This window comes from Streptomyces sp. NPDC090088 (assembly GCF_044747345.1).
Classification (GTDB): domain Bacteria; phylum Actinomycetota; class Actinomycetes; order Streptomycetales; family Streptomycetaceae; genus Streptomyces.
Genome location: NZ_JBIVDZ010000011.1, coordinates 502,398 through 526,572 on the forward strand (window position 1 = coordinate 502,398; position 24,175 = coordinate 526,572).

Sequence of the window (24,175 nt, forward strand, 5' to 3'; positions counted from 1 at the left end):
AACCCCGTCAGCGGTGGCCCCGGCGCGCCCACCGGCCCCTACCGTCGGCCTCATGCGGGACCTCGTGCAGGACAGAAGACGCAGGGGCCGGGCGGCCGGTGACCGCACCTGGCGCGGCAGCGCCCGCCTGGCCGTGGGCGCCGCCCTGGGCTTCGGCGGCCTCACCTTCCTGGTGGACTGGGACGCCGGCACCCTCAGCCCGGCCCGCGCCCTGCTCTGGATCACCCTGTCGGCCGCGATCCTCAGCATGCTGCTGCCGGCACACGTCACGGCGGGCCCCGGCTGGCTGGCCGTACGCGGCCCGTTCCGCCGCCGTACCGTCCGTACCGACTCCCTCGTCTATGTCGGCCAGTACGGCGACGTCTCCGCGCATCTGGTGCTGCGCGACAGCCACGGCAGCCGGCTGGAGCTGGACCCGGGCGTCCTGCACGCCAACCCGCTGCTCTGGCACGAGCTGGACACCGGGGTCCGGCGCTCCCAGGAGCGCGGCACCCTGCGCCGGGGCGCCGAGGTGCTGGCACAGCTCGGCCACGAGATCGACGACACGAACGCCCGCGCGGTCCTGGAGGCGTCCGGCCTCACCTGACCGCGGGCCCCCGTCCGTGCCCCCTGCCACCTGGCCCTATCGTGAGCGCATGCCTTCCTACACGATCGGCCAGGCGGCACGGCTGCTCGGCGTCAGCCCGGACACCGCCCGCCGCTGGGCCGACGCCGGCCGGATGGCCACCCACCGCGACGAGGGCGGCCGGCGGCTCATCGACGGCACGGACCTCGCCGCGTTCTCCGTCGAACTGGCCAAGGCGGGCTCGGGCGAGGAGGACGCCTCCTACACCTCGGTCCGCAACGCCTTCCCGGGCATCGTCACCGCGATCAAGCTCGGCGACGTCGCCGCCCAGGTCGAGATCCAGGCCGGCCCGCACCGCCTGGTCTCCCTGCTGACCCGGGAGGCCGTGGAGGAACTCGGCCTGGAGGTCGGTATGGAGGCCACCGCCCGGGTGAAGTCCACGAACGTGCACATCGACCGGGTCTGACCATTTCCGGCCAGGTCCGACCGGGGTGCGTCAGCGGCAGAGCAGCGCCGCCCACAGGTCCAGCCGGTCGCTCAGCCGGGACAGGTCGCGCCCGGTGAAGTGGGCCACCCGCTGCATCCGGTAGTGCACGGTGTTGACGTGCAGATGCAGCGCCTCGGCGGTCCGCGCCCAGGAGCCGTCGCAGGCCAGGAAGGTCTCCAGGGTGCTCAACAGCGCCGCCATGGCCGCCCGTTCGCCGGTGAGGAGCGGGCCGAGCACGGTACGGCGGTAGGCCTCGCGGACCTCGGCCGGCACCCCGGTGAGCAGCGCCGCCAGGCTGGTGAGCGCGGCCGCGTCGGTGAGGCCGGAGGCGTCGGGGGCGGTGGTGCGGGCGGAGGCGAGCGCGTAACGCGCCTGCGCCAGCGCGCCGGTCAGGCCGGCGGTGCCGTCCGCCGCGATACCGGTACCGCCGTGCAGCGGGACGCCGGGCTCACAGCCGGCGACCAGCGCCCAGACATCGCCCAGGTCGCCCGCCGGCAGCACGGCGAAGGCGGTCCCGTCCGGCAGCCGGCCCACCGCCGCCGTCGCCGACGCGTGCCCGGCGACCTCCGTCAGCGCCCCCTCGGCGAGCCCCGGCCGCCGCGCCCCGGTGGCGGCGACGATCACCCGGTAGGGCCCCTCGCCCGGCAGCCCGCACTCCCGCACCGCGGCCTCGACGGCCGCCTCCCCCGCGCCCGGCCCCGCCAGCAGCGCGCCCAGTTCGTCGGCCGCCTGGTGCTCGGCCGCCCGGCGCCGGACCGCCGTCTCCTGACAGCGCCCCAGCGCGGCGGCCACCTCATGCAGCATCCCGGCCGGCGCGCCGTCGGGGTCCGGCAGGTACAGCAGCCGGCGCTCGTACGGCGAGACGCTGTCGGCGGCCACGGACACGGTCATCCCGCGCCCGTCCGCGACCAGCGCCGCCGCCTCCCGCGCGGGCAGTCCCGCCGCGGCCCGCGTGGCCGCGACGGTCCGCCCCGAGGCCGTGAACACATACGCGGCGATCCGGTCCAGATGCGCGAAGGCCGCCGCGAGGACCTCCGCCGGGCCCGCCTCCTGGGCCAGCAGCCGGCTCAGCCGGACCCGCGCGTTCTCCGGCAGCTCCTGCCGCCGGCTCAGCTCGCCCCACTGGCGCAGGTACACGGTGTCCGTGATCGCCCGGAACATGATGTGCGCGGGCACCCCGGCGACCGGGACGGAGTGCCGTTCGCACGCCTCCACCAGCTCCCCGGGTACGGCTCCATGGGTCTCCTCCCCCGCGAACAGCGCGGCGGCCCCGGCCTCCCGCAGGCCCGACACGAACCGTTCCGCCTTCCCCGGCGACCACCACACCAGCCCGCTGAGCACCACCTCCCCCGGCCGTACGAAGCGGGCCGGGTCCTCCAGGTCGGTGACCGTCACTCCGGTGATCTCCCGCGCCAGCAGCGCGTCCCGCGCCCACAGCAGACGCAGCCCCAGGGAGACGTCCTTCAGGAGGTGTTCGACGTGCATGTACTCAGACTCCTCGCGCCAGCCTCGCATTCACCAGGTGAGTGCGAGTTACGGCATCGTAAATGCAAGTCTTTCGCCGACGGAACGCCCTTTGGTGAATCATCCAGGACCGGCCCCGCCCGGCTCGTTTTTTCCGTGCCCCGCACCAGTCGTGCGGGGCACCCGCGCGTTGCTTCACTGACCGTCATGGACCTGAACACGGTGGTGGAGATCCGCGACGCCCGGGACCCGGCCCCCTGGCGCCCCGGCGACGCCTGGCTGGGCGGCGGGACGTACCTCTTCTCCGAACCCCAGCCGCGGCTGCGCCGCCTGGTCGACCTGAGCCGCACCGGCTGGCCGCCCCTGCGCGGCACCGCGGACGGCGCCCTGGAGATCGCCGCCACCTGCACCGTCGCCCAGCTCTCGCGCCACGCGAGGACCTGGCAGGTCCCGGCCGCTCCGCTCGTCGAGCAGTGCTGCCGGGCCTTCCTCGCCTCCTTCAAGATCTGGAACATGGCCACGGTCGGCGGCAACCTCTGCAACGCCCTCCCGGCCGGACCGATGATCTCCCTCACGGCCGCCCTCGACGGGGAGTGCCTGCTGATCGCCCAGGACGGGGTACGACGGCGGGTCCCGGTCGCCGACTTCGTGACCGGCGCCGGCCGCAAGGACCTGGCCGAGGGCGAACTCCTGCGCTCCGTCACCCTGCCCGCCCGCGCCCTCGGCCGCCGCACCGCGTTCCGCCAGGCCTCCCTCTACGGCCTCGGCCGCTCCGGCGTCCTGGTCATCGGCACCCTGGACCCCGTCGACCACTCCTTCGCCCTCACGGTCACCGCGTCCACCGTGCGCCCGGTGCGGCTGTGGTTCCCGCTCCCGCCGACGGCCGGGGCGCTGCGTGCGGCGATCGGCTCCGCCGTGGCCGAGGACGAGTGGATCGACGACATCCACGGTCTGCCGGAGTGGCGGTGTCATATGACATTCCACTTCGCGGAGGAGATCCGCCGGGAGATGACCCGGTGAGGATCGAGGTCAACGGCCGGTCCCACGACGAGGACCCCCGCCCCGGCCAGTGCCTGCGCACCTACCTCCGCGACCGCGGCTGGTTCGGTGTGAAGAAGGGCTGCGACGCCGGCGACTGCGGCGCCTGCACCGTGCACGTCGACGGCGAACCGGTGCACAGCTGCCTCTACCCGGCCTTCCGCGCCGACGGCCGCACCGTCACCACCGTCGAGGGCCTGGCCGCCCCCGACGGCGAACTCCACCCGCTGCAGCGGAGGTTCCTGGACGCCCAGGGCTTCCAGTGCGGCTTCTGCACCGCGGGCTTCCTGATGACGACGGCCGCCCTGGACGAGGACCAACTCGGCGACCTCCCCAGGGCGTTCAAGGGCAACCTGTGCCGCTGCACCGGCTACCGGGCCATCGAGGACGCCGTCCGCGGGGTCACGCACGTCGAGGAGCCCGGCGCCGGCGAGTCCGTGGGCCGCAACCTGCCCGCCCCCGCCGGTCCGCAGGTCGTCACCGGCACGGCCCGCTACACCTTCGACATCGAGGTGCCCGGCCTGCTCCACATGAAGCTGCTCCGCTCCCCGCACGCCCACGCCCGCATCACGTCGATCGACACCTCTGATGCCCTGCGCGTGCCGGGCGTCCACGCGGTCCTCACCCACCACGACGCCCCCGAACGCCACTACTCCACCGCCCGCCACGAGCACCCCGAGGAGGACCCCGACGACACCCGCCTCCTCGACGACACCGTCCGCTACATCGGCCAGCGGGTCGCGGCGGTGGTCGCGGACAGCGAGGCCGCGGCGGAGGAGGGGTGCCGCCGCGTCTCGGTGGTATATGACATCGCACCCGCCGTCCTGGACCCCGAGGAGGCGATGCGCCCCGGCGCCCCCGTCGTCCACGACAAGGACCCCGCCACCGCCCGCATCTCCCGTCCCCGGGCCAACGTCGTCGGCGAGGCGCACGGCGAGATCGGGGACGTCGAGGCGGGCTTCGCCGAGGCCGACCTGGTCCACGAGGGCACCTACCGCACCCAGCGCGTCCAGCACGCCAGCCTGGAGACGCACGGCGCGCTCGCCTGGATCGACGAGGACGGCCGCCTCACCGTCCGCACCAGCTCGCAGACCCCGTTCCTCACCCGGCGCGCCCTGTGCGCGCTCCACGACCTGCCGCCGGAGCAGGTCAGGGTGGTCGCGGGCCGGGTCGGCGGCGGCTTCGGCGGCAAGCAGGAGATGCTGGTCGAGGACATCGTCGCGCTGGCCGTCCTGCGGCTGCGCCGCCCGGTGAAACTGGAGTACACCCGCGCCGAGCAGTTCTACGGCGCCACCACCCGGCACCCCTTCACCGTCCGCGTGAAGGCGGGCGCCCGCCGCGACGGCACCCTGACCGCGCTCCAGCTGCGGGTGGTCTCCAACACCGGGGCGTACGGCAACCACGGCCCGGCGGTGATGTTCCACAGCGTCGGCGAGTCGATGGCGATGTACCGGGCCCCGCACAAGAAGGTCGACGCGTACTCCGTCTACACGCACACCGTCCCGGCGGGCGCCTTCCGCGGCTACGGCCTGGGCCAGGTCATGTTCGCCGTCGAGTCCGCGCTGGACGAGCTGGCCCGCCGACTGGGCCTGGATCCCCTGGAGTTCAAGGCACGGAACGTCATCGGCCCGGGCGAGTCGATGCTCACCCCCGGCGGCCACGAGGAGGACCTGCACATCGCGAGCTACGGCCTCGACCAGTGCGTGTCGATCGTGCGCCGGGCCCAGTCGGAGCCCCGCGACCCGGCGCCCGACGGCTGGCTGGTCGGCGAGGGCGCGGCCCTGGCGATGATCGCGACAGGCCCGCCCGGCGGCCACATCGCCGACGCGAAGGCCGCACTGCTGCCCGACGGCTCCTTCGATCTGGCCGTCGGCACCGCCGAGTTCGGCAACGGCACCACCACCGTGCACCGCCAGATCGCGGCCGGCGAACTCGCCACCACCGTCGACCGGATCACCGTCCGCCAGTCCGACACCGATGTCGTACGCCATGACACCGGCGCCTTCGCCTCCACCGGCACCGTGGTCGCCGGCAAGGCCACCCTCCGCGCCTCCCGCGCCCTGGCCGACCTGCTGCTCGACTTCGCCGCCGCCCAGCTGTGCGTCCCGCGCGCCGACTGCCGGCTGGCCGAGGAGGCCGTACTGCACCCCGGCGGGCGGCTGCCGCTCAAGGAGCTGTACGCGGCGGCCCGCGCGGTCGGCGTCGAGTGCGCCGCCGACGGCCACTTCGGCGGCACCCCGCGCTCGGTCGCCTTCAACGCCCAGTGGTTCCGGGTGGCCGTCGACCCCGCCACGGGCGAGATCCGCATCCTGCGCAGCGTCCACGCGGCCGACGCGGGCAAGGTGATGAACCCGATGCAGTGCCGCGGCCAGGTCGAGGGCGGCATCGCCCAGGCTCTCGGCGCGACCCTGTTCGAGAACGTACGACTGGACGCGCGCGGCGCGGTCGAGACCGCGGCCTTCCGCCGCTACCGGCTCCCGCAGTACGCGGACGTGCCGCGCACCGAGGTGCACTTCATGGAGACCGCCGACGCCATCGGCCCGCTGGGCGCCAAGTCGATGAGCGAGAGCCCGTTCAACCCGGTCGCCCCGGCGCTGGCCAACGCGCTGCGGGACGCGACCGGGGTGCGGTTCACGGAGCTGCCGCTGACGCGCGACCGGGTGTGGCGGGCACTGGATGCCAGCCGCCGTAGGCCCCGTCCAGCCGGATCGCCGTGATGCCGCTGATGTGCCGGGCCCCGCAGCGGTCCTGCGGCAGCACCAGTTGCGGGCCCGCCCGGTCCAGCGAGGTGTCGTCGATGCTGACGCCGAGCAGAACGGGAGCATGGGCGAAATCGGGATCGATCTCGGCCCAGGAGAGCAGGGCGTGGTGCCCGTCGGCGCCGGTGACCGCGATGAGGAAGCGCAGCCGGTCCTTGCGCCGGACGGGGTCGAAGCCGGGGCCGGCGTCGGTGAGGACGTCGTACAGCCGCGGTCCGGTGAAGCCGTGGTGCTGGGTGCCGCTGGTGGCGCACTCGAAGCTGACCCGGACCCGGTGCTGGGGCCAGCGCAGGAGGTCGGGCACGGTGAGCCGGGCCGGCCGGGCCAGATCTCCGGTGAGCGCGAGTTCGGCGAGCGTCATGTGCGGCCACCTCCCGGATGACGGTACCCACCGCGCCTCACCGTACAAACGCACATGCCAGGCCCAAGTCATAAGTATGCAGCTCATGCGATGTGACAGAAGACTTACGCCTGGCAAATGCGGCAGTATCATCGCCTGGCGGCTGATACACAGGTCGCAGCAGGGCGCGACAGCTTTTCCCCATGGATTCAGAGGAGTTCACTCGTGATGACCCGTTCCGTCCGCCGGACCCGGCGGACGCTCCATCTGGCCGGTGCCTCGGTCGCGGCCCTGCTGGCCCTGAGCGCCTGCTCGTCCTCGGACGGCTCGTCCGCGAAGACGAAGTCGGACACCTCGTCGTCCGCGTCGCCCAAGCTGTCGGGCTCGATCACCGTGTTCGCCGCGGCCTCCCTCAAGGAGAGCTTCACCACGCTGAAGGCCGACTTCGAGAAGGCGCACCCCGGCACCACGGTCAACTTCAGCTTCGGCGGCAGTGACACCCTCGCCGCGCAGATCACCAGCGGTGCGCCGGCCGACGTCTTCGCCTCCGCGAGCCCCAAGACCATGGCGATCGTGACGGACAAGAAGGACAACGCCACCGCCCCGGCCACCTTCGTCCGCAACCAGCTGGAGATCGCCACCCTGCCGGGCAACCCCGACAAGATCTCCTCCCTGAAGGACCTCACCAAGTCCTCGCTCAAGGTCGTCCTCTGTGACAAGACGGTGCCGTGCGGCGCCGCCGCCCAGAAGGCGCTGGACGCCAGCAAGCTCAAGCTGACCCCGGTCTCCTACGAGGAGGACGTGAAGTCCGCCCTCAACAAGGTGGTCCTCAAGGAGGCCGACGCGGCGGTCGTCTACAAGACCGACGTGAAGGCCGCGGGCAGCAAGGTCGAGGGCGTGGAGTTCCCGGAGTCCGCGAACGCCATCAACGACTACCCGATCACCCTGCTGAAGGACGCCCCGAACCCGGCCGTGGCCAAGGCGTTCATCGCCCTCGTCCAGTCCGCCGAGGGCCAGCAGGTCCTGACCGACGCGGGCTTCCTCAAGCCGTGACGAAGTCCGACGCGCCCGGCGCCGCGGCCGACACCCTCGCGGGCGGTCCCCGGCGCCGGCGCGTCCGCACGTCCGTGCCGCTGCCGCTCCTCCTCCCCGGAGCGGCAGCTCTGGCGTTCCTGCTGCTGCCGCTGGTCGCCCTGCTGGTGCGGGCCCCCTGGAGCAGCCTGCCGTCCCTGCTGACCAGCACGGAGGTGTGGCAGGCCCTCCAGCTCTCCCTGCTCAGCGCGACGGCGGCGACGGCCGTGAGCCTGGTGCTGGGCGTCCCCCTGGCCTGGCTGCTGGCCCGCACCGAGTTCCCCGGCCGGGGTTTCGTCCGCGCCCTGGTCACCCTCCCCCTGGTCCTCCCCCCGGTGGTCGGCGGCGTGGCCCTGCTGCTCGCCCTGGGCCGCAACGGGGTGGTCGGCCAGTGGCTCGACGCCTGGTTCGGCATCACCCTCCCCTTCACCACGGCCGGTGTGGTGGTCGCCGAGTCCTTCGTGGCCATGCCCTTCCTGGTGATCAGCGTCGAGGGCACGCTCCGGGCCGCCGACCCCCGCTACGAGGAGGCGGCCACCACCCTGGGCGCCTCCCGCTTCACGGCCTTCCGCCGGGTCACGCTCCCCCTCATCGCCCCCGGCATCGCGGCCGGCGCGGTCCTCGCCTGGGCCCGCGCCCTCGGCGAGTTCGGCGCCACCATCACCTTCGCCGGCAACTTCCCCGGCCGCACCCAGACCATGCCCCTCGCCGTCTACCTCGCCCTCCAGAACGACCCCGAGGCGGCCATCGCCCTCAGCCTGGTCCTGCTGACCGTGTCGATCGCGGTCCTCGCGGGGTTGCGGGACCGATGGATGACGGCATCATGAGCACGATCCGCCGGACGACGGCACCCTCGACGACCTCCCGCTGGACATCCACCCGATGACACCCCCCGAGTCCGAAGCCCCCGACGGCGCACGCCCTTCCCGCGCACTACCCGCGGCCGCCGACGGCGCGCAGCCTCCACAGGGGCCACCCGCACCCGCCCCTGATACCCGCACGGGCGGTGCGGGTGGGAACCCCGACCCGGCCGAAGGCCGGGTACCCCCCACACACCCGCACCCGCACCCGCACGCACACCCCACCGGCCTGCACGCCCACCTCGTCGTCACCCGCCCCGCCTTCCACCTCGACATCACCCTCACCGCCGCCCCCGGCGAGGTCGTCGCCCTCCTCGGCCCCAACGGCGCCGGCAAGACCACCGCCCTGCGCGCCCTGGCCGGCCTCACCCACCTCACCGCCGGCCATCTCCACCTCGACGGCACGGAACTGGACCGCACACCCCCCGAATCCCGCCCGGTGGGCGTCGTCTTCCAGGACTACCTCCTCTTCCCCCACCTCACGGCCCTCGACAACGTCGCCTTCGGCCCCCGCTGCCACGGCGCGACGAAGGCCGAGTCCCGCGCGCAGGCGGCCACCTGGCTGGACCGCATGGGCCTCACCGAGCACGCCGGCGTCAAACCCCGCCGCCTCTCCGGCGGCCAGGCCCAGCGCGTCGCCCTGGCCCGCGCCCTGGCCACCCGCCCCCGGCTCCTCCTCCTGGACGAGCCCCTCGCGGCCCTCGACGCCCGCACCCGCCTGGACGTACGGTCCCAACTCCGCCGCCATCTGGCCGAGTTCGAGGCCGTGGCCGTCCTGGTCACGCACGACCCGCTGGACGCCATGGTGCTGGCCGACCGGCTGATCGTCATTGAGGAGGGCCGGGTCGTCCAGGAAGGCACCCCCGCCGACATCGCCCGCCACCCGCGCACCGACTACATCGCCCACCTGGTCGGCCTGAACCTCTACCGGGGCCGGGCCGAGGGCCACACGGTCAAGCTGGAAACGGGCCCCGCGATCACCACCACCGAAGACCTCTCCGGTGAGGTCTTCGTCGCGTTCCCGCCGAGCGCCGTCACCCTCTTCCGGGACCGCCCGACCGGCGCCAGCGCCCGCAACCTCTGGCGCTGCGAGGTCGCGGGGCTGGAGACCCACGGCGACCAGATCCGCGCCGACCTGACCGGCGAGCTTCCGCTCGCCGCCGACCTCACCACGGTCGCCGCAGCCGACCTGGACCTGCATCCGGGCGCCCCGGTCTGGGCGACGGTGAAGGCGACCCAGACGCACGCGTACCCGGCGTAGACACACGGGAGGCCCCGCCGAAGCGGGGCCTCTGCCGTACGTGGCGCGTCAGTCCTCGTACGCGTCCAGCGGCGGGCAGGAGCAGACCAGGTTCCGGTCACCGAAGGCCTGGTCGATCCGGCGCACCGGCGGCCAGTACTTGTCGGCGACGGACACCCCGCCCGGGAAGACGGCCTCCTCACGGGTGTACTCGTGCTTCCACTCCCCGCCCAGCGCGGCCGCGGTGTGCGGCGCGCCCCGCAGCGGGTTGTCGTCGGCGGCCCACTGCCCCGCCCCGACCTTGTCGATCTCCGCGCGGATCGCGATCATCGCCTCGCAGAACCGGTCCAGCTCGCCGAGGTCCTCGGACTCGGTCGGCTCGATCATCAGCGTGCCGGCCACCGGGAAGGACATCGTCGGCGCGTGGAAGCCGTAGTCGATGAGGCGCTTGGCGACGTCGTCGACGCTCACCCCGGTCGCCTTGGTCAGCGGCCGCAGATCGATGATGCACTCGTGCGCGACCAGCCCGCCGGGCCCGGTGTAGAGCACGGGGAAGTGCGGCTCCAGCCGCTTGGCGACGTAGTTGGCGCTGAGCACGGCCACCTGCGTGGCCCGCTTCAGTCCCTCACCGCCCATGAGCCGGACGTAGGCCCAGGAGATCGGCAGGATCCCGGCGGAGCCCCACGGCGCGGCCGAGATGGGCCCGACGCCCGTCTCCGGCCCGGCGGCGGGCTGCAGCGGGTGGTTCGGCAGGTACGGCGCCAGGTGCGCGCGCACCGCGACCGGACCGACGCCCGGACCGCCGCCGCCGTGCGGGATGCAGAAGGTCTTGTGCAGGTTGAGGTGCGAGACGTCCCCGCCGAAGTACCCCGGCTTGGCCAGTCCGACCAGCGCGTTGAGGTTGGCGCCGTCGACGTACACCTGGCCGCCGGCCTCGTGCACCTGGCCGCAGATGTCCGCGACATGCTCCTCGAACACCCCGTGGGTGGACGGGTAGGTGATCATCAGCACCGCCAGCTCGTCCCGGTGCTGCTCGATCTTCGCCCGCAGGTCCTCGACGTCGATCTCGCCGTCCTCGGCGGTCTTCACGACGACGACCTTCATGCCCGCCATCACCGCACTGGCGGCGTTGGTGCCATGGGCGGACGACGGAATCAGACACACGGTCCGCTGCGCGTCGCCGTTGGCGCGGTGGTACGCGCGTACGGCGAGCAGTCCGGCCAGCTCGCCCTGCGACCCGGCGTTGGGCTGCAGGGACACCCTGTCGTACCCGGTGACCTCGGCGAGCCGCTCCTCCAGCTCACGGATGAGCGTCAGATAGCCCTCGGCCTGCTCGGCGGGCGCGAAGGGGTGCAGCTGACCGAACTCGGGCCAGGTGACCGGCTCCATCTCGGTGGTCGCGTTGAGCTTCATGGTGCAGGAGCCGAGCGGGATCATGCCCCGGTCCAGGGCGTAGTCCCGGTCGGCGAGCCGGCGCAGGTAGCGCAGCATCGCGGTCTCGGAGCGGTGCTGCTGGAAGACGGGGTGGGTGAGGTAGCCGTCGGTGCGCAGCAGCGCCTCCGGCAGCGTGTCCTCGGCGGCCGCGTCCAGCGCCTCGACGTCGCCGGCGACCCCGAACGCCGTCCACACGGCACCCAGCTGGGCGCGGGTGGTGGTCTCGTCGCAGGCCATGGAGACCTGGTCGGCGTCGACGAGCCGCAGGTTGACGCCGCCCGCGCGGGCGGCGGCGACGATCTCGGCGGCCTTGCCGGGCACGCGCGCGGTGAGGGTGTCGAAGTAGGCGCCGTGCACGATCTCGACCCCGCCGGCCTTCAGCCCGGCAGCGAGGATGGTGGCGTACCGGTGGGTCCGCCGCGCGATCGCCCGCAGCCCCTCGGGTCCGTGGTAGACGGCGTACATACCGGCCATCACGGCGAGCAGCACCTGTGCGGTGCAGATGTTGCTGGTGGCCTTCTCCCGGCGGATGTGCTGCTCACGGGTCTGGAGCGCCAGCCGGTACGCCTTGTTCCCGTCCGCGTCCACGGACACGCCCACGAGCCGCCCGGGCAGGCTGCGGGCGAACTTCTCGCGGACCGCCATGTACCCGGCGTGCGGCCCGCCGAAGCCCATCGGCACACCGAACCGCTGGGTCGTGCCGACGGCGATGTCGGCGCCCAGCTCGCCCGGCGAGGTGAGCAGGGTCAGCGCGAGCAGGTCGGCGGCGACGGTGACCAGGGCGCCCAGCCCGTGCGCCTGCTCGACGAGCGCCTTGATGTCGCGTACGGCCCCGGAGGCGCCCGGGTACTGGACGAGCACGCCGTTGATCTCCCGCGCGGCGAGGTCCGCCGGAACGCCGTCGGTGAGGTCGGCGACCACGACCTCCACGCCCGTCGGCTCCGCACGCGTCTGGATCACGGCGATGGTCTGCGGGAGGACGTCCGCGTCGATGACGAAGACGCCCTTCTTGTTCTTGCCCATGCGCAGCGACAGGGCCATGGCCTCGGCGGCTGCGGTGCCCTCGTCGAGCAGCGAGGCACCGGAGGTGGGCAGCCCGGTGAGGTCGGCGACCACGGTCTGGAAGTTCAGCAGCGCTTCCAGGCGGCCCTGCGAGATCTCCGGCTGGTACGGCGTGTAGGCCGTGTACCAGGCGGGGTTCTCCATCACGTTGCGCAGGATGACGGGCGGCGTGAAGGTGCCGTAGTACCCCAGTCCGATCATGGAGCCGAGCACCTGGTTGCGATCGGCCAGCGAGCGCAGCTCGGCCAGTACCTCGGCCTCGGTGCGAGCGCCCGGCAGCTCCAGACGGTCGGCGTTCTTGATCACGTCCGGCACGGCGGCGGCCGTCAGCTCGTCCAGCGAGCCGTACCCGACCTGCGCGAGCATCTTGGCCCGCGCCTCCTGGTCGGGCCCGATGTGACGCTGCTCGAACGGAATCCCCTGTTCGAGTTCGGAGAGCGAAGGGCGGTGGACGGTCATTGCGGAGGCCTCCTGGTCTGAAGCGACCTTCGAGGGGTACCCCGGCGCGGGTACCCCGACGGCCTCCCCCTCTGTCATCTCAACCTGAGAGCTTCACCGGGTGTCCTGCGGACTCCCGGCTTTCACCGTCGGTGAGAGCGAACGTGTCGACATCCGCCCTGCTTTCCAGAGTGACCTCGTCCGTGCGGTACGTGAGCCTGAGAGATTCCGGGGAGGAGTTGCTCCTTCGGCGCCTCCGGAATGTCCGGAGGACTCTCCCGCACGGGGTCAGCAGCCGCTTGCCAGCCTACCAGCGAGGGCAACACCAGGGTCTTCGAGTGGCCGCCTCCTTGAATGTGCTCTTTTGTAGTGCTTACGGATGAGTTGCGACCAAGTGGAGGGCCCGTGGAGACCGACATCGATCCGCGCAACCTGATCGGCCGCAAGGCGTTCGACCGCAACGGCACGAAGATCGGCACGATCGACGAGGTGTACCTCGACGACGCGACGGGCGTGCCGGAGTGGGCGGCCATACGCACCGGCCTGTTCTCCCGGGACGCCTTCGTGCCCCTGGAGCCCAGCGAACTGGTCGAAGGCACCCTCCAGGTCCCCTTCGACCGCGCCCTGATCAAAGACGCCCCCGACTTCGGCGTCGGCCGCCACCTCTCCCCCGAACAGGAACTCCAGCTCTACCACCACTACGGCCTCGACACGACCACCCCACCCCCACCCCACCCCGACCACCACTTCGGCAAACTGGCAGGCACCGAGGACGCCGACGCATAACCCCAAAGCCGGCCCCCAGCCGCCGCCCTTACCCAGCTGCCCCCCAGCCGCCGGCCCACTCCGCTGCCCGCTAGGCCACTCAGCCGCCGCGGGCCACCCAGCTGCGCGCATGCGTGCAGCGCTGCCGCCGGCTTCCCCGCTGCGGGCATGCGTGCCGCTAGGGGCGGCACGGGTGGGCGCAGCGGCACCCCGCGAGCGCGGGCGAGCGAAACCCCGGCCCCAGCCCCACCCCGGTCACGCCCCAACCCCCTCCACGGGAACCCCCTCCCCTCCCGCCACCAACGGCAACGGCTCCGCAGGCTCCAGCGCGGGATCGTCGACCCGAAACGTCCGCACCCTCCCCGGCCCCACCGACGCCGGCGTCTCGAACCGCACCGTCACCCGCCCCAGCCCGCTCCCCTGCACCCACCCGTGCCCGTACTCGGCATGCCGCACATCGTGCCCCGCGGGCCACCGCCGCTCGGCCGCCGCCTCCTGCTCGGCGACCGGCTCCGCGACGTCCTCCTCCAGCACCGGCTCCCCCGCCTCCCCGGCCGCCGCCTGCGCGAACAGGTCCTCCTGCGTGTAGTCGGCCAGCCCCGACACCCCCACCCCCAGCAACCGCACACCCCCCGTCGTGTCCACCGAGTCCAGCAGCCGGGCGGCCGCCTCCCGCACCACCGCCGGATCGTCGGTGGGCCCCCGGAGCGTCTCGGACCGGGTCAGCGTCGAGAAGTCGTACCGCCGCACCTTCAGCACGATCGTCCGCCCGGACAGCCCGGCCCCCCGCAGCCGCCGCACGCACCGGTCGGCCAGCCGCTGCACCTCAAGACCCACCCGCACCCGGTCATGGATGTCCACGTCGTACGTGTCCTCGACCGACACCGACTTGGTCTCCCGCTCGGCCACCACCGGCCGCTCGTCGTGCGCGAGCGCCATCGCGTACAGCGCGTGCCCGTGGGCCCTGCCCAGCAGCCGTACCAGCTCGTCCTCCCCCGCCTCGGCGATCTCCTCGACCGTGGTGATCCCGGCCCGCCGCAGATGGTCCCCCGTCGCCGGCCCCACCCCCGGCAGGGTCCTTACCGGCATCGGCCCCAGCATGGCCCGCTCGGTGCCGGGCTCGATCAGCACCAGACCGTCCGGCTTGGCCTGCTCGGAGGCGATCTTCGCGAGCATCTTGGACGCGGCGAGCCCGACGGACCCGGAGAGCCCCGTGACGGCGCGTATGTCCGCGCGCAGCCTCTCCCCCGCCAGGCGTGCCGACGCCGCGTCCGAGGCCGCCTCACCGGCCTCCAGGTCCACGAACGCCTCGTCCAGGCTCAAGGGCTCCACCAGCGGCGACAGCTCGCGCAGCAGTCCCATCACCTGCTCGCTGATCGACCGGTAGAGGGCGAAGCGCGGCACCAGATACGCGGCGTTCGGCGTCAGCCGCCGCGCCTGGGCCATGGGCATCGCGGAGTGCACCCCGAAGACCCGGGCCTCGTACGACGCGGTGGCCACCACGCCACGTGGTCCGAGCCCGCCCACGACCACGGCCTTCCCGCGCAGGCTCGGCTTGGACGCCTGCTCCACCGAGGCGAAGAAGGCATCCATGTCGAGATGCAGGATCGTGGGCGCGTTTCTCACATCTCCGATGCTGCACCACGCCACTGACAATGCCCCGGCACGGACCCGTGCCGGGGCATCACAAGGGACTCAGAGGGCTCGGAGGGCTCAAGGGCCTTCGGGCCAGGCTTTCAGACCGCCCGGTTGCGCCGCCGGGCCAGCTCGTCCGCGGGGTTGTGCCCGACGAGCGTCTCGCCGGTGTCGACGCGCTCGCCGTGCAGCTGGGAGAGAGCGCTCTCCACGTCCCGCCACACCACGCCGACCGCGATCCCGAAGATGCCCTGACCGCCCTGGAGCAGGGCGTGCACCTCGTCCGGGGAGGTGCACTCGTAGACCGTGGCGCCGTCGCTCATGAGGGTCATGCGCTCCAGGTCGCGGAAACCGCGTTCCCGAAGGTGCTGGACCGCGGTGCGGATGTTCTGGAGCGACACCCCGGTGTCCAGGAAGCGCTTGACGATCTTCAGGACGACGACGTCCCGGAAGCTGTACAGACGCTGCGTGCCCGACCCGTAGGCGGGCCGCACACTGGGCTCGACCAGGCCGGTGCGGGCCCAGTAGTCGAGTTGCCGGTAGGTGATGCCGGCCGCCGCACAGGCCGTGGGCCCGCGGTAGCCGATCTCCTCGGTCGACATGGACGCCGCCCCTCCGCCGCTCGGCACTGCCGTCGGCCGCTGCGGAGCGTGACCGGCGGTGTTGCTCTGAAGCGGGTACGGACCGCTCTCCCCGAGACCGTGTCCCGGGGCACCCCCAGCCGTACCGTCGCCGCTGCTTCTCACGCCGACCTCCGTCCTTGACCTGCCTTCTCGACGGTAGGCAGTCACCAGGGGTGCGTCAACGATCGCCACACTCGGCACGCCGAGTGATAATCACCCTAGGAGTGGTTTCCCGTGCCCCACCGCGGGGAAAGGCTAGCCGAATGCTCTGGCGGGAAGCCGTAGGACGCTCTCAACGGCCGCTGGCAATTGCCCATGAATCGCGGCCGTGACCAGTCACGAACCGGCCCGTCACCGACCTTCCGGTAGGTAACGGGCCGCTCCCGGTGCCTCACTGGCTGCTGGTGCCGAAGTCCTCGGGCGAGATCTGGTCGAGGAACTCGCGGAACTTCTCCACCTCGTCCTCCTGCTCGTCCGGGATCGCGATGCCCGCGTCGTCCAGCACCGTGTCACTGCCGTAGATCGGCGTTCCGGTGCGCAGCGCCAGCGCTATCGCGTCGGACGGGCGGGCGCTCACCTCGACGCCGCTGGCGAACACCAGCTCCGCGTAGAAGACGCCCTCACGCAGGTCCGTGATGCGCACTTCGGTGAGCTCCTGGCCGACGGCCTCCAGCACGTCCTTGAACAGGTCGTGGGTCAGCGGTCGCGCGGGGGCCATGCCCTGCTGGGCGAAGGCGATCGCCGTCGCCTCCCCCGGCCCGATCCAGATGGGGAGGTAGCGGTCGCCTCCCACTTCGCGCAGGAGCACGATCGGTTGGTTGGAGGGCATTTCCACCCGGACACCTACGACATCGAGCTCGTTCACACAGCAACCCTAGGCCGTGCCCGGGACGTTTGGGTAGTCGGGCCCGGAACGCGCGCCCGATCCGGCCTCCGCCCGGGTCCTGTCGTGGTACTCACGGCAGCCGCACCCCGAGTGCGGTCTGCACCAGTGCGGCGTGCAGCTTCACCGTGAGCACCGCCAGCTCCTTCGTACGGGCCTCGGCATGGGCCCTGGTCTGCGGGTTGCGGTGGCGTTTGAGCGGGGCCACCACCTGGTCCACCAGTCCGGCCTCGCGGTCGGCGGCGGCCTTCATCACCCGCAGATGGCGCGGTTCGATCCCGAACCGGCCCAGTTCGGCGACGAGCACGGCCACGGTGACCGTCTCGGCGTCGTACACGCCGTCCTCCAGGGGAGCGATCAGCCCGTACGACTCCCACTCCACCAGACAGCTCTCGTCGATCTCGGCGGCCGCGAGCAGCTCGTCCCGCCCGATCCGCGCCACCGCCGGCACCTCGGGAACCATCGGCACGGCCTCGCCGTCCCGCTGCCGCCCCACGACGGGCAGCTGGACGGCCTCACCGCGCTCCATGGCGTCCAGATGCTCCCGGATGACCTTGAGCGGCAGATAGTGGTCCCGCTGCATCCGCAGGACGTGTCCGAGGCGTTCCACGTCCTTGGCGCTGAACTTCCGGTACCCGGAAGGGGTCCGGCGCGGCTCGATCAGCCCCTCCGACTCCAGGAAGCGGATCTTGGAGATGGTGACTTCGGGGAACTCGTCGCGCAGCACGTTCAGCACCGTGCCGATACTCATCAGCCCGGTTTCCGTGGCGGCGGTGCCGTGACCGGTACCGCCGCTCGGTGTGTGCAGCATGGACCTTCTTCCCTGGGATCCCCCGGACGAGGTCCGGAGGGTCAGATGCCCTGCCGGCTCGCGTAGAAGACCAGCCGGTACTTACCGATCTGGACCTCGTCGCCGTTCGACAGAGCGACCTGGTCGATGCGCTCCCGGTTGACGTACGTGCCGTTGAGGCTGCCCACGTCGGCCACCGTGAACGAGCCGTCCGGCTGGCGGCGGAACTCCACGTGGCGACGGGAGACCGTCACGTCGTCCAGGAAGATGTCGCTCTGCGGGTGGCGGCCGGCCGTGGTCAGGTCGCTGTCCAGCAGGAAGCGGCTGCCCGAGTTGGGACCGCGGCGCACGACCAGCAGCGCGGAGCCGAGCGGCAGCGCGTCGACCGCGGCCTGCGCCTCGGGCGAGAGCGACGGCATCTGGGTCTGCCCGGTGACCTCGGCGTCGTAGGCCTCAAGGCCGGAGATCGAGATCGTGGACGTCGTCTCCGACGCCCGCTCGGGGACGGCGCCCGCGCGCAGCGGGGCACCGCAGTTGGAACAGAAGCGGGCGTTCTCCGCGTTGCGGTTACCGCACCTCGTACAAACCAGGGCCGACATGGACGGATCCTCCTGCCGCGGCTGCCCCGCCGGGGCGTTGGACGCGTACGGGTCGGAGGCAAACCCTCCACCCGCACCTGAGGTTGACGGTTGCCCGAAACCTATGCCGCCGGACTGGGACGGGTCAACTGACGGCGCGCCCTGACCTCCCGAAATGTCACCCCCCGGACCAGCCACCTGGTCCCGGAACAGCGGGCGCTGGCCCTCCGCGTCGGGCTGTGCCCGATGGCGAGCGGTCGCGTTGCCGCTGTCCTCTCGCGCACTCTTGCCGAACAACTTCGCAAACAACTTCACGGGCGATTCCCCTTGACCGAAACAGACCCGCCCGTGGGGCAGGACGAACCCTGACTGAATAAACCGGCCGACCCGGACAACCACACAACGTCCGTATCCACCAGACAGTTTCCACCACGCACCGGCTCCCCGGTGCGCCGACCCCCCGCATCCTCATGCCCCCACCGGATGTCCCCCATGCACCGCCGGTTCACTGTGAGGACGACCGAGCGTAGTCAGGCTGCTTCGCCGGTCGCAAGGCATCCACGACGATCTTGGCCGACCGCTCGACGGTCACAGTCGCCTGTTCCTTCTCAAGGGTCTGCACCACGCCTCCGGGGATGTTGAGAGCCGGTTCGAGATCCTGCGGCTTGCCGATCACCTTGAAAACGAACGGTTGGGTGATCTTGTTCCCGTCGACGCTCACGCTCTTCCCGGAGTCGGTGAGGTAGGTGCCGGCGATCACCCGCACCCCGTTGACCTGGATCGCCTCCGCGCCGGCCGCGCGCAGCTCCTGGATCGCGTCGAGCAGCATGTCCGCCTGCACCGTGCCCTTCGGGTCGTCGACCGTCATCGTGATGCCAGGACCCTGCGCCGCGACGGTGCCCGCCAGAATGCCGAGTTGTCTCTCCTTCTCGGCCGTCTGCTTCCGTGCCTCCGCCGCCTGGTCGGAGCTGCTCTGCAACTCCTGGCGCTGCTTCTCGAGTCCTGTCTTCTCGTCCTCAAGACGTTGAGTACGCGAATCCAGTTCATCGAGAATGCGGACAAGATCTTCCTGACGGGCCCCGCGCAGCGCGCTGTCGCTGTCACTGTTCGACGCCACCTGCACGGCGAGCCCGAATCCGAGCCCGAACAGCAGCACGGCGACGATCAGTTGCGCGCGGCTGACCCGCGGCGGCCACAGCCCCTGGACCAGCCGGCGCCGGCCGGTGAGCCCGGCGTCCGGCCGCGCCTCGGCGGTGCCGTCGGACTCCGGCACCGTAGGGGCCACCTCGGCGGGAAGTTCTCTGCGCAGCCCGTTCTCCGGCCGCTTCTCGTGCTCGCTCATGCCACTCACGCCCGGAAGACGTGCCGCCGGATCGCCGCGGCGTTGGAGAAGATACGGATACCGAGGACCACGACGACACCCGTGGACAGCTGCGAGCCCACACCCAACTTGTCGCCCAGGAAGACGATCAGCGCGGCCACCACCACGTTCGACAGGAACGACACCACGAATACCTTGTCGTCGAAGATCCCGTCGAGCATGGCCCGCAACCCGCCGAAGACGGCGTCGAGCGCCGCGACGACGGCGATCGGCAGATACGGCTCGACGACCGCCGGAACCTCAGGACGGACCAACAGTCCGGCCACGACGCCCACGACGAGGCCAAGTACGGCGATCACGATGTGCCCTTCTCAGTCTTCTCCGTGTACGGCTCTGCCGTACGTACGATCACACTCGGTGCGGCGGGCAGCCGGACGTCGCTCTCCGTGGAGATCGTCGCCCTGATGTCGAAGTTCTGCTCCAGCGCGTGCAGGTAGAGCCCGTCCGGGCTGTCCTGGAACCTGGAGCCGAGCCTCTCCCCGTCCCCCACCGCCAGCACCGTGTACGGCGGTACCAGCGGCCTGTTGTCGACCAGTATCGCGTCTCCCGCTGCCCTGATCGCGGACAGGGCCGTCAGCCGCTGCCCGTTGATGGAGATCGCCTCGGCGCCCGAGGCCCACAGCCCGTTCACGACGCGCTGCATGTCGTGGTCACGGACCCGGCCGGTGTCGGAGAAACCCGAGGTCTCACGGGGGTTGCTGGCGTCCCCGCCGGAGGACGCCTCCTTGGCGTCGTTCACCACCAGCTTCACCCCGGGGCCGTGCACCGCGGTGGCGCCGGACAGGATGCCCACCAGGTCCGCCTGGCCGCTGCCGCCGCTCTCCTTCAGCGCCGCGCGCTGGCGGGCGCTGACGTCGTCACGCAGCTTGTCGACGTTGGTCTCCAGCTTGTCGGCGCTCGCCGTCTCACGGTCGATGCGGTCGATGAGCTCCTGGCGCTCCTTGGCCACGACGGGTGCCGTCACCCGCGCCTGCGCCGCTCCCACGGTCACCACGAGCGCCGCCAGCACCAGACCGCCGGCGAGGCCCAGCCTGGCCCGGAGGGTCTTCGGCATGCCGGCGCCCTCACCCCGGGCCCGCTTGCGCGCCGCCGCCTCGGCGTATCCGTCGTCGAGGCTGTGGTCCATGACGTTGGTGATCAACGACATGGAGGCGTCCGGGCGCGACGGCCGGGAGGCGCTGCTCCGAACGGGGGGTTGCTGCGGCATGCCGCACATCGTCGCACGTTGCGACCGGTACCTCCGAATGGCCCCACCGGCGTGCCGGACCGGCCCCCTGGGGGACACTTGTCCGGCACGCACGCGTGCAGCGGTTTTACCGTCCGGCGCTGTCCACGATCGCCGACCATTCGTCCAACAGCGCCTGCGCGGAGGCGTCGTCGGGCCCTTCCGCCCACAGATGGGTGACCGCCTCCGCCGGGTCGGGCAGCACCATCACCCAGCGCCCGTCGGTCTCCACGACCCTCACCCCGTCGGTCGTGTCGACGAAACGATCACCGGCCGCCTCGACGACACGCCTCATGACCAGGCCCTTGACAGCCCAGGGAGTCGCCAGGTCCTTCTTGAGGACATGCGCCCGCGGGATCCTCGCGTCGATCTGGCTCAGCGTGAGCTGCGTCCGCGCCACCAGACCGATGAGCCGTACGAAGGCCGCCGTACCGTCGTACACGCTGCTGAACTCGGGGACGATGAACCCGCCCTTGCCGTCACCGCCGAAGATGCTGCCCTCCTCACGCCCGACGCGGGTGAGGTCGTCGGGCGAGGTGGTCGTCCACTCCACCTGGGTGCCGTGGTACGCGGCCACCTGCTCGGCGATCCGGGTCGTGGTGACCGGAAGCGCCACACGCCCGCTGCGCCGCTCGGCGGCGACCAGGTCGAGCATCACCAGCAGCGCCCGGTCGTCCTCGATGATGCGGCCCTTCTCGTCGACGAGCGAGAGCCGCTCACCGACCGGGTCGAACCGCACGCCGAAGGCGGCCCGGGAGGACGCCACGATCTCGCCGAGCCGCACCAGACCGGATCGCCGCTGATCGGCCGTCTCCGTGGGCCTCGCCTCGTTCAGACCGGGGTTGACGGTCAGCGAGTCCACCCCGAGCTTGCCCAGCAGGCTGGGCAGGACCAGCCCGGCACTGCCGTTGGACGCGTCCACGACGACCTTGAGGCCCGAATCGGCGATCCCGGTCGTGTCGACGTTGCGCAGTAGCGACCCGGTGTAGGAATCGAAGACGCTGGCGGGGAAGTGCAGGTCGCCGATCTCGCCGGGGAACGCGCGCCGGTACTCCTGCCGCGCGAAGATCCGGTCCAGCTTGCGCTGGCTGGCCTGCGAGAGGTCCGCGCCCTGCCCGTCGAAGAACATGATGTCGACGGAGTCGGGCACGCCGGGCGAGGTCCGGATCATGATCCCGCCGGCGCTGCCCCGGGCGGTCTGCTGCCGCGCCACGGGCAACGGCACGTTCTCCAGGTCGCGTACGTCGATGGCGCTGGCCTGGAGCGCGGAGATGACCGCCCGCTTGAGCGCACGGGCACCGCGGGAGTGGTCCCGGGCCGTCGTGACGGTCGAGCCCTTCTTCAGCGTGGTCGCGTACGCACCGGCCAGCCGGACCGCCAGCTCCGGCGTGATCTCGACGTTCAGGATCCCGGACACGCCCCGGGCGCCGAACAGATGCGCCTGCCCGCGGGACTCCCAGATCACCGACGTGTTGACGAACGCGCCGGCCTCGATGGTCTTGAAGGGATAGACCCGGACGTTGCCCTGAACGATCGATTCTTCACCGATCAGGCACTCGTCACCGATGACGGCGCCGTCCTCGATCCGGGCGGCCCGCATGATGTCGGTGTTCTTCCCGACGACACAGCCCCGCAGGTTGCTGTGCTGCCCGACGTACACGTTGTCGTGGACGACGGCCCGGTGCAGGAAGGCGCCGCTCTTCACGACGACATTGGACCCGACGACGGTGTGCTCGCGGATCTCCGTGCCGGCCTCGACCTTCGCGTAGTCGCCGATGTACAGCGGCCCGCGCAGCACGGCGTCCGCATGCACCTCGGCGCCCTCGGCCACCCACACGCCCGGGGATATCTCGAAGCCGTCGATGTCGACGTCGACCTTGCCCTCCAGGACGTCGGCCTGTGCCTTCACATACGACTCGTGGGTGCCGACGTCCTCCCAGTAGCCTTCGGCGACATAGCCGTAGATCGGCTTGCCTTCCTTCATCAATTGCGGGAAGACATCGCCGGACCAGTCGACCGGAACATCGGCCTCGACATAGTCGAATACCTCGGGCTCCATGACATAGATGCCCGTGTTCACCGTGTCGGAGAAGACCTGCCCCCAGGTCGGCTTCTCGAGGAACCGCTCGACCTTCCCCTCCTCATCGACGATGGTGATGCCGAATTCCAGGGGATTGGGCACACGCGTCAGGCAGACCGTGACGAGCGCGCCCTTCGCCTTGTGGAAGTTGATCAGTTCGGTGAGGTCGAAGTCGGTCAGCGCATCGCCGGAGATGACGAGGAAAGCATCGTCCTTCAACGCCTCTTCGGCGTTCTTGACGCTTCCGGCAGTACCGAGTGGCTTCTCCTCGTTGGCATAGGTGAGCTCCATGCCGAGCTCTTCGCCGTCCCCGAAGTAGTTCTTGACCAGTGATGCCAGGAACTGAACGGTGACAACGGTCTCGGTGAGCCCATGCCTTTTGAGCAGCCGTAGCACGTGCTCCATGATCGGGCGGTTCACCACCGGCAGGAGCGGCTTGGGCATGCTTGAGGTCATGGGGCGAAGGCGTGTGCCTTCGCCACCGGCCATCACGACGGCCTTCATGTCGGAAGCGTCCTCCTCTAAGAGACGACGGTCTAGCCGACTTCACCCGTCCAGATTGTCCCGCACTTTTCCGCCGTGGGCCATCGAGAGCGCCTTGGAGAGCAATCGAGGTCACTACGTCCGGACAATCGCCGAGCTCAATCGGCTGTGGCGTCCGCGCGAACCAGGCGGCGGACCTGCACCACGTAGAGCACTCCTGCCCACCAGTACAGCGTTGTACCCCACCCGGCGAACGCCCATCCGAAAATAGCAGCGAGTGACGAGATCCAGCCGCTTCCGTCACTCAGCAGCAGGAGCGGGAACGCGTACATCAGATTGAACGTGGCGGCCTTGCCAAGGAAGTTCACCTGCGGCGGCGGATAGCCGTGCCGGCGGAGAATCCCCACCATCACCAACAGCATCAGTTCGCGCAGCAGGAGCGCTGCCGTCAACCAGAGCGGCAGGATCTCCCGCCAGGTGAGTCCGACCAGCGTCGACAGCACATAGAGCCGGTCCGCGGCGGGGTCGAGGATTCGGCCCAGGCTGCTGATCTGGTTCCAGCGTCGGGCTAGTTTGCCGTCCAGGTAGTCGCTGATGCCGCTGAAGAGGAGCACCAGCAGGGCCCAGCCGTCACTCTTCGGCCCGCCGAACTCGGGCCTGAGGATCAACCACAGGAAGACGGGTACGCCGACCAGGCGCGCCATGCTGAGGATGTTCGGGATGGTGAGGACCCGGTCCGTCTGGACACGCGTCTCCTGGACCTCCACCCGGGGGCCTCCTGTGGTGGGAAACGAGCCAACTTTGCTCCCTGACCCTACCTCAACGCAAAAAAGCTCTGGCTCTTGGGCTTGTTGCCCAAGAGCCAGAGCTCTAAAAGGAGTTCGGCGGCGTCCTACTCTCCCACAGGGTCCCCCCTGCAGTACCATCGGCGCTGTAAGGCTTAGCTTCCGGGTTCGGAATGTAACCGGGCGTTT

Annotated in this window: 21 protein-coding genes, 1 rRNA gene and 1 riboswitch; of the genes, 8 read left to right on the plus strand and 14 right to left on the minus strand. The window is 71.3% G+C overall.

The features are described 5' to 3' along the window. Positions 1-52: 52 nt before the first annotated feature. Together ACIPSJ_RS44560 and ACIPSJ_RS44565 are read left to right on the plus strand one after the other, a co-directional pair. Positions 53-586 (plus strand): hypothetical protein, encoded by a 534-nt coding sequence (locus tag ACIPSJ_RS44560; RefSeq protein ID WP_401354819.1) that lies wholly within the window; start codon positions 53-55, stop codon positions 584-586. Positions 587-635: 49 nt separating this feature from the next. Then, positions 636-1,031 (plus strand): helix-turn-helix transcriptional regulator, encoded by a 396-nt coding sequence (locus ACIPSJ_RS44565; RefSeq protein WP_355714591.1) that lies wholly within the window; start codon positions 636-638, stop codon positions 1,029-1,031. A 30-nt stretch (positions 1,032-1,061) separates the two neighbouring features. Here ACIPSJ_RS44565 and ACIPSJ_RS44570 read toward each other — a convergent pair whose 3' ends face one another. Next, positions 1,062-2,537, minus strand: a complete 1,476-nt coding sequence (locus ACIPSJ_RS44570; protein ID WP_401354821.1) for a PucR family transcriptional regulator — start codon at positions 2,535-2,537, stop codon at positions 1,062-1,064. Positions 2,538-2,723: 186 nt separating this feature from the next. Here ACIPSJ_RS44570 and ACIPSJ_RS44575 point away from each other — a divergent pair, with 186 nt between their 5' ends. Together ACIPSJ_RS44575 and ACIPSJ_RS44580 are read left to right on the plus strand one after the other, a co-directional pair. Beyond that, entirely contained in the window at positions 2,724-3,536 is an 813-nt protein-coding gene (locus tag ACIPSJ_RS44575; RefSeq protein WP_401354823.1) for an FAD binding domain-containing protein, read from the plus strand. Next, positions 3,533-6,271: a molybdopterin-dependent oxidoreductase gene (locus ACIPSJ_RS44580; RefSeq protein ID WP_401354825.1), complete on the plus strand. Its 2,739-nt coding sequence runs from the start codon at positions 3,533-3,535 to the stop codon at positions 6,269-6,271. Before ACIPSJ_RS44575 ends, ACIPSJ_RS44580 begins: the two co-directional genes overlap by 4 nt. Here ACIPSJ_RS44580 and ACIPSJ_RS44585 read toward each other — a convergent pair. Further along, complete coding sequence (locus tag ACIPSJ_RS44585) at positions 6,186-6,674, minus strand: molybdopterin-dependent oxidoreductase (protein ID WP_401354828.1); 489 nt, start codon at positions 6,672-6,674, stop codon at positions 6,186-6,188. The genes ACIPSJ_RS44580 and ACIPSJ_RS44585 overlap by 86 nt on opposite strands. A gap of 207 nt (positions 6,675-6,881) precedes the next feature. Here ACIPSJ_RS44585 and modA point away from each other — a divergent pair, with 207 nt between their 5' ends. Genes modA through ACIPSJ_RS44600 form a run of 3 tightly spaced genes read left to right on the plus strand, consistent with a single transcriptional unit; the run spans position 6,882 to position 9,845 of the window. Beyond that, positions 6,882-7,706, plus strand: a complete 825-nt coding sequence (gene modA, locus ACIPSJ_RS44590) for a molybdate ABC transporter substrate-binding protein (RefSeq protein ID WP_401354830.1) — start codon at positions 6,882-6,884, stop codon at positions 7,704-7,706. Further along, entirely contained in the window at positions 7,703-8,551 is an 849-nt protein-coding gene (locus tag ACIPSJ_RS44595; protein WP_401354833.1) for an ABC transporter permease, read from the plus strand. The genes modA and ACIPSJ_RS44595 overlap by 4 nt, the downstream gene beginning before the upstream one ends. A gap of 55 nt (positions 8,552-8,606) precedes the next feature. Continuing rightward, positions 8,607-9,845, plus strand: coding sequence for an ABC transporter ATP-binding protein (locus tag ACIPSJ_RS44600; RefSeq protein WP_401354835.1), 1,239 nt, complete (start codon positions 8,607-8,609; stop codon positions 9,843-9,845). 48 nt (positions 9,846-9,893) lie between these two features. Here the strand turns inward: ACIPSJ_RS44600 and gcvP are convergent, their stop codons facing one another. Then, positions 9,894-12,779, minus strand: coding sequence for an aminomethyl-transferring glycine dehydrogenase (gcvP, locus tag ACIPSJ_RS44605; protein WP_401354837.1), 2,886 nt, complete (start codon positions 12,777-12,779; stop codon positions 9,894-9,896). A gap of 175 nt (positions 12,780-12,954) precedes the next feature. Next, a riboswitch (glycine riboswitch) is annotated at positions 12,955-13,049 on the minus strand. Positions 13,050-13,163: 114 nt separating this feature from the next. Between gcvP and ACIPSJ_RS44610 the strand changes: the two genes are divergently transcribed. Further along, complete coding sequence (locus ACIPSJ_RS44610) at positions 13,164-13,544, plus strand: PRC-barrel domain-containing protein (protein WP_359216630.1); 381 nt, start codon at positions 13,164-13,166, stop codon at positions 13,542-13,544. Between the two features lie 234 nt (positions 13,545-13,778). Here ACIPSJ_RS44610 and ACIPSJ_RS44615 read toward each other — a convergent pair whose 3' ends face one another. The 11 genes from ACIPSJ_RS44615 to rrf form a co-directional block, all read right to left on the minus strand. Next, positions 13,779-15,149, minus strand: a complete 1,371-nt coding sequence (locus ACIPSJ_RS44615; RefSeq protein WP_401354839.1) for a DNA polymerase IV — start codon at positions 15,147-15,149, stop codon at positions 13,779-13,781. Between the two features lie 110 nt (positions 15,150-15,259). Beyond that, the gene (locus tag ACIPSJ_RS44620; RefSeq protein ID WP_401354841.1) at positions 15,260-15,904 is read right to left on the minus strand and encodes a MerR family transcriptional regulator; all 645 of its coding nucleotides are present in this window, start codon (positions 15,902-15,904) and stop codon (positions 15,260-15,262) included. A gap of 268 nt (positions 15,905-16,172) precedes the next feature. After that, positions 16,173-16,646: a bifunctional nuclease family protein gene (locus ACIPSJ_RS44625; RefSeq protein WP_026253112.1), complete on the minus strand. Its 474-nt coding sequence runs from the start codon at positions 16,644-16,646 to the stop codon at positions 16,173-16,175. 91 nt (positions 16,647-16,737) lie between these two features. Beyond that, complete coding sequence (locus ACIPSJ_RS44630) at positions 16,738-17,475, minus strand: MerR family transcriptional regulator (protein ID WP_355714622.1); 738 nt, start codon at positions 17,473-17,475, stop codon at positions 16,738-16,740. Between the two features lie 41 nt (positions 17,476-17,516). Continuing rightward, the gene (locus tag ACIPSJ_RS44635) at positions 17,517-18,347 is read right to left on the minus strand and encodes an FHA domain-containing protein (RefSeq protein WP_359216620.1); all 831 of its coding nucleotides are present in this window, start codon (positions 18,345-18,347) and stop codon (positions 17,517-17,519) included. Between the two features lie 190 nt (positions 18,348-18,537). Next, on the minus strand, positions 18,538-19,374 hold the full coding sequence (locus ACIPSJ_RS44640) for a DUF881 domain-containing protein (RefSeq protein WP_359216617.1): 837 nt from the start codon (positions 19,372-19,374) through the stop codon (positions 18,538-18,540). 5 nt (positions 19,375-19,379) lie between these two features. Further along, on the minus strand, positions 19,380-19,712 hold the full coding sequence (locus tag ACIPSJ_RS44645) for a small basic family protein (RefSeq protein ID WP_046727248.1): 333 nt from the start codon (positions 19,710-19,712) through the stop codon (positions 19,380-19,382). Then, complete coding sequence (locus tag ACIPSJ_RS44650) at positions 19,709-20,620, minus strand: DUF881 domain-containing protein (protein ID WP_401354845.1); 912 nt, start codon at positions 20,618-20,620, stop codon at positions 19,709-19,711. The genes ACIPSJ_RS44645 and ACIPSJ_RS44650 overlap by 4 nt, the downstream gene beginning before the upstream one ends. Positions 20,621-20,726: 106 nt before the next feature. After that, entirely contained in the window at positions 20,727-23,222 is a 2,496-nt protein-coding gene (locus ACIPSJ_RS44655) for a mannose-1-phosphate guanyltransferase (RefSeq protein WP_359216612.1), read from the minus strand. A gap of 137 nt (positions 23,223-23,359) precedes the next feature. Beyond that, a complete protein-coding gene (locus ACIPSJ_RS44660) occupies positions 23,360-23,968 on the minus strand; it encodes a CDP-alcohol phosphatidyltransferase family protein (protein WP_359216609.1) in 609 nt (202 codons plus the stop codon). 112 nt (positions 23,969-24,080) lie between these two features. After that, positions 24,081-24,175: ribosomal RNA gene (gene rrf / locus ACIPSJ_RS44665) — 5S ribosomal RNA — on the minus strand; the annotation flags it as partial.

Bases quoted from the DNA above. Each gene is read 5' to 3' on its own strand.
- ACIPSJ_RS44560 (WP_401354819.1), top strand. From the start codon at position 53: ATGCGGGACCTCGTGCAGGACAGAAGACGCAGGGGCCGGGCGGCCGGT.
- ACIPSJ_RS44565 (WP_355714591.1), top strand. From the start codon at position 636: ATGCCTTCCTACACGATCGGCCAGGCGGCACGGCTGCTCGGCGTCAGC.
- ACIPSJ_RS44570 (WP_401354821.1), bottom strand. From the start codon at position 2,537: ATGCACGTCGAACACCTCCTGAAGGACGTCTCCCTGGGGCTGCGTCTG.
- ACIPSJ_RS44575 (WP_401354823.1), top strand. From the start codon at position 2,724: ATGGACCTGAACACGGTGGTGGAGATCCGCGACGCCCGGGACCCGGCC.
- ACIPSJ_RS44585 (WP_401354828.1), bottom strand. From the start codon at position 6,674: ATGACGCTCGCCGAACTCGCGCTCACCGGAGATCTGGCCCGGCCGGCC.
- modA (WP_401354830.1), top strand. From the start codon at position 6,882: ATGACCCGTTCCGTCCGCCGGACCCGGCGGACGCTCCATCTGGCCGGT.
- ACIPSJ_RS44600 (WP_401354835.1), top strand. From the start codon at position 8,607: ATGACACCCCCCGAGTCCGAAGCCCCCGACGGCGCACGCCCTTCCCGC.
- gcvP (WP_401354837.1), bottom strand. From the start codon at position 12,779: ATGACCGTCCACCGCCCTTCGCTCTCCGAACTCGAACAGGGGATTCCG.
- ACIPSJ_RS44630 (WP_355714622.1), bottom strand. From the start codon at position 17,475: ATGCTGCACACACCGAGCGGCGGTACCGGTCACGGCACCGCCGCCACG.
- ACIPSJ_RS44640 (WP_359216617.1), bottom strand. From the start codon at position 19,374: ATGAGCGAGCACGAGAAGCGGCCGGAGAACGGGCTGCGCAGAGAACTT.
- ACIPSJ_RS44650 (WP_401354845.1), bottom strand. From the start codon at position 20,620: ATGCCGCAGCAACCCCCCGTTCGGAGCAGCGCCTCCCGGCCGTCGCGC.
- ACIPSJ_RS44655 (WP_359216612.1), bottom strand. From the start codon at position 23,222: ATGAAGGCCGTCGTGATGGCCGGTGGCGAAGGCACACGCCTTCGCCCC.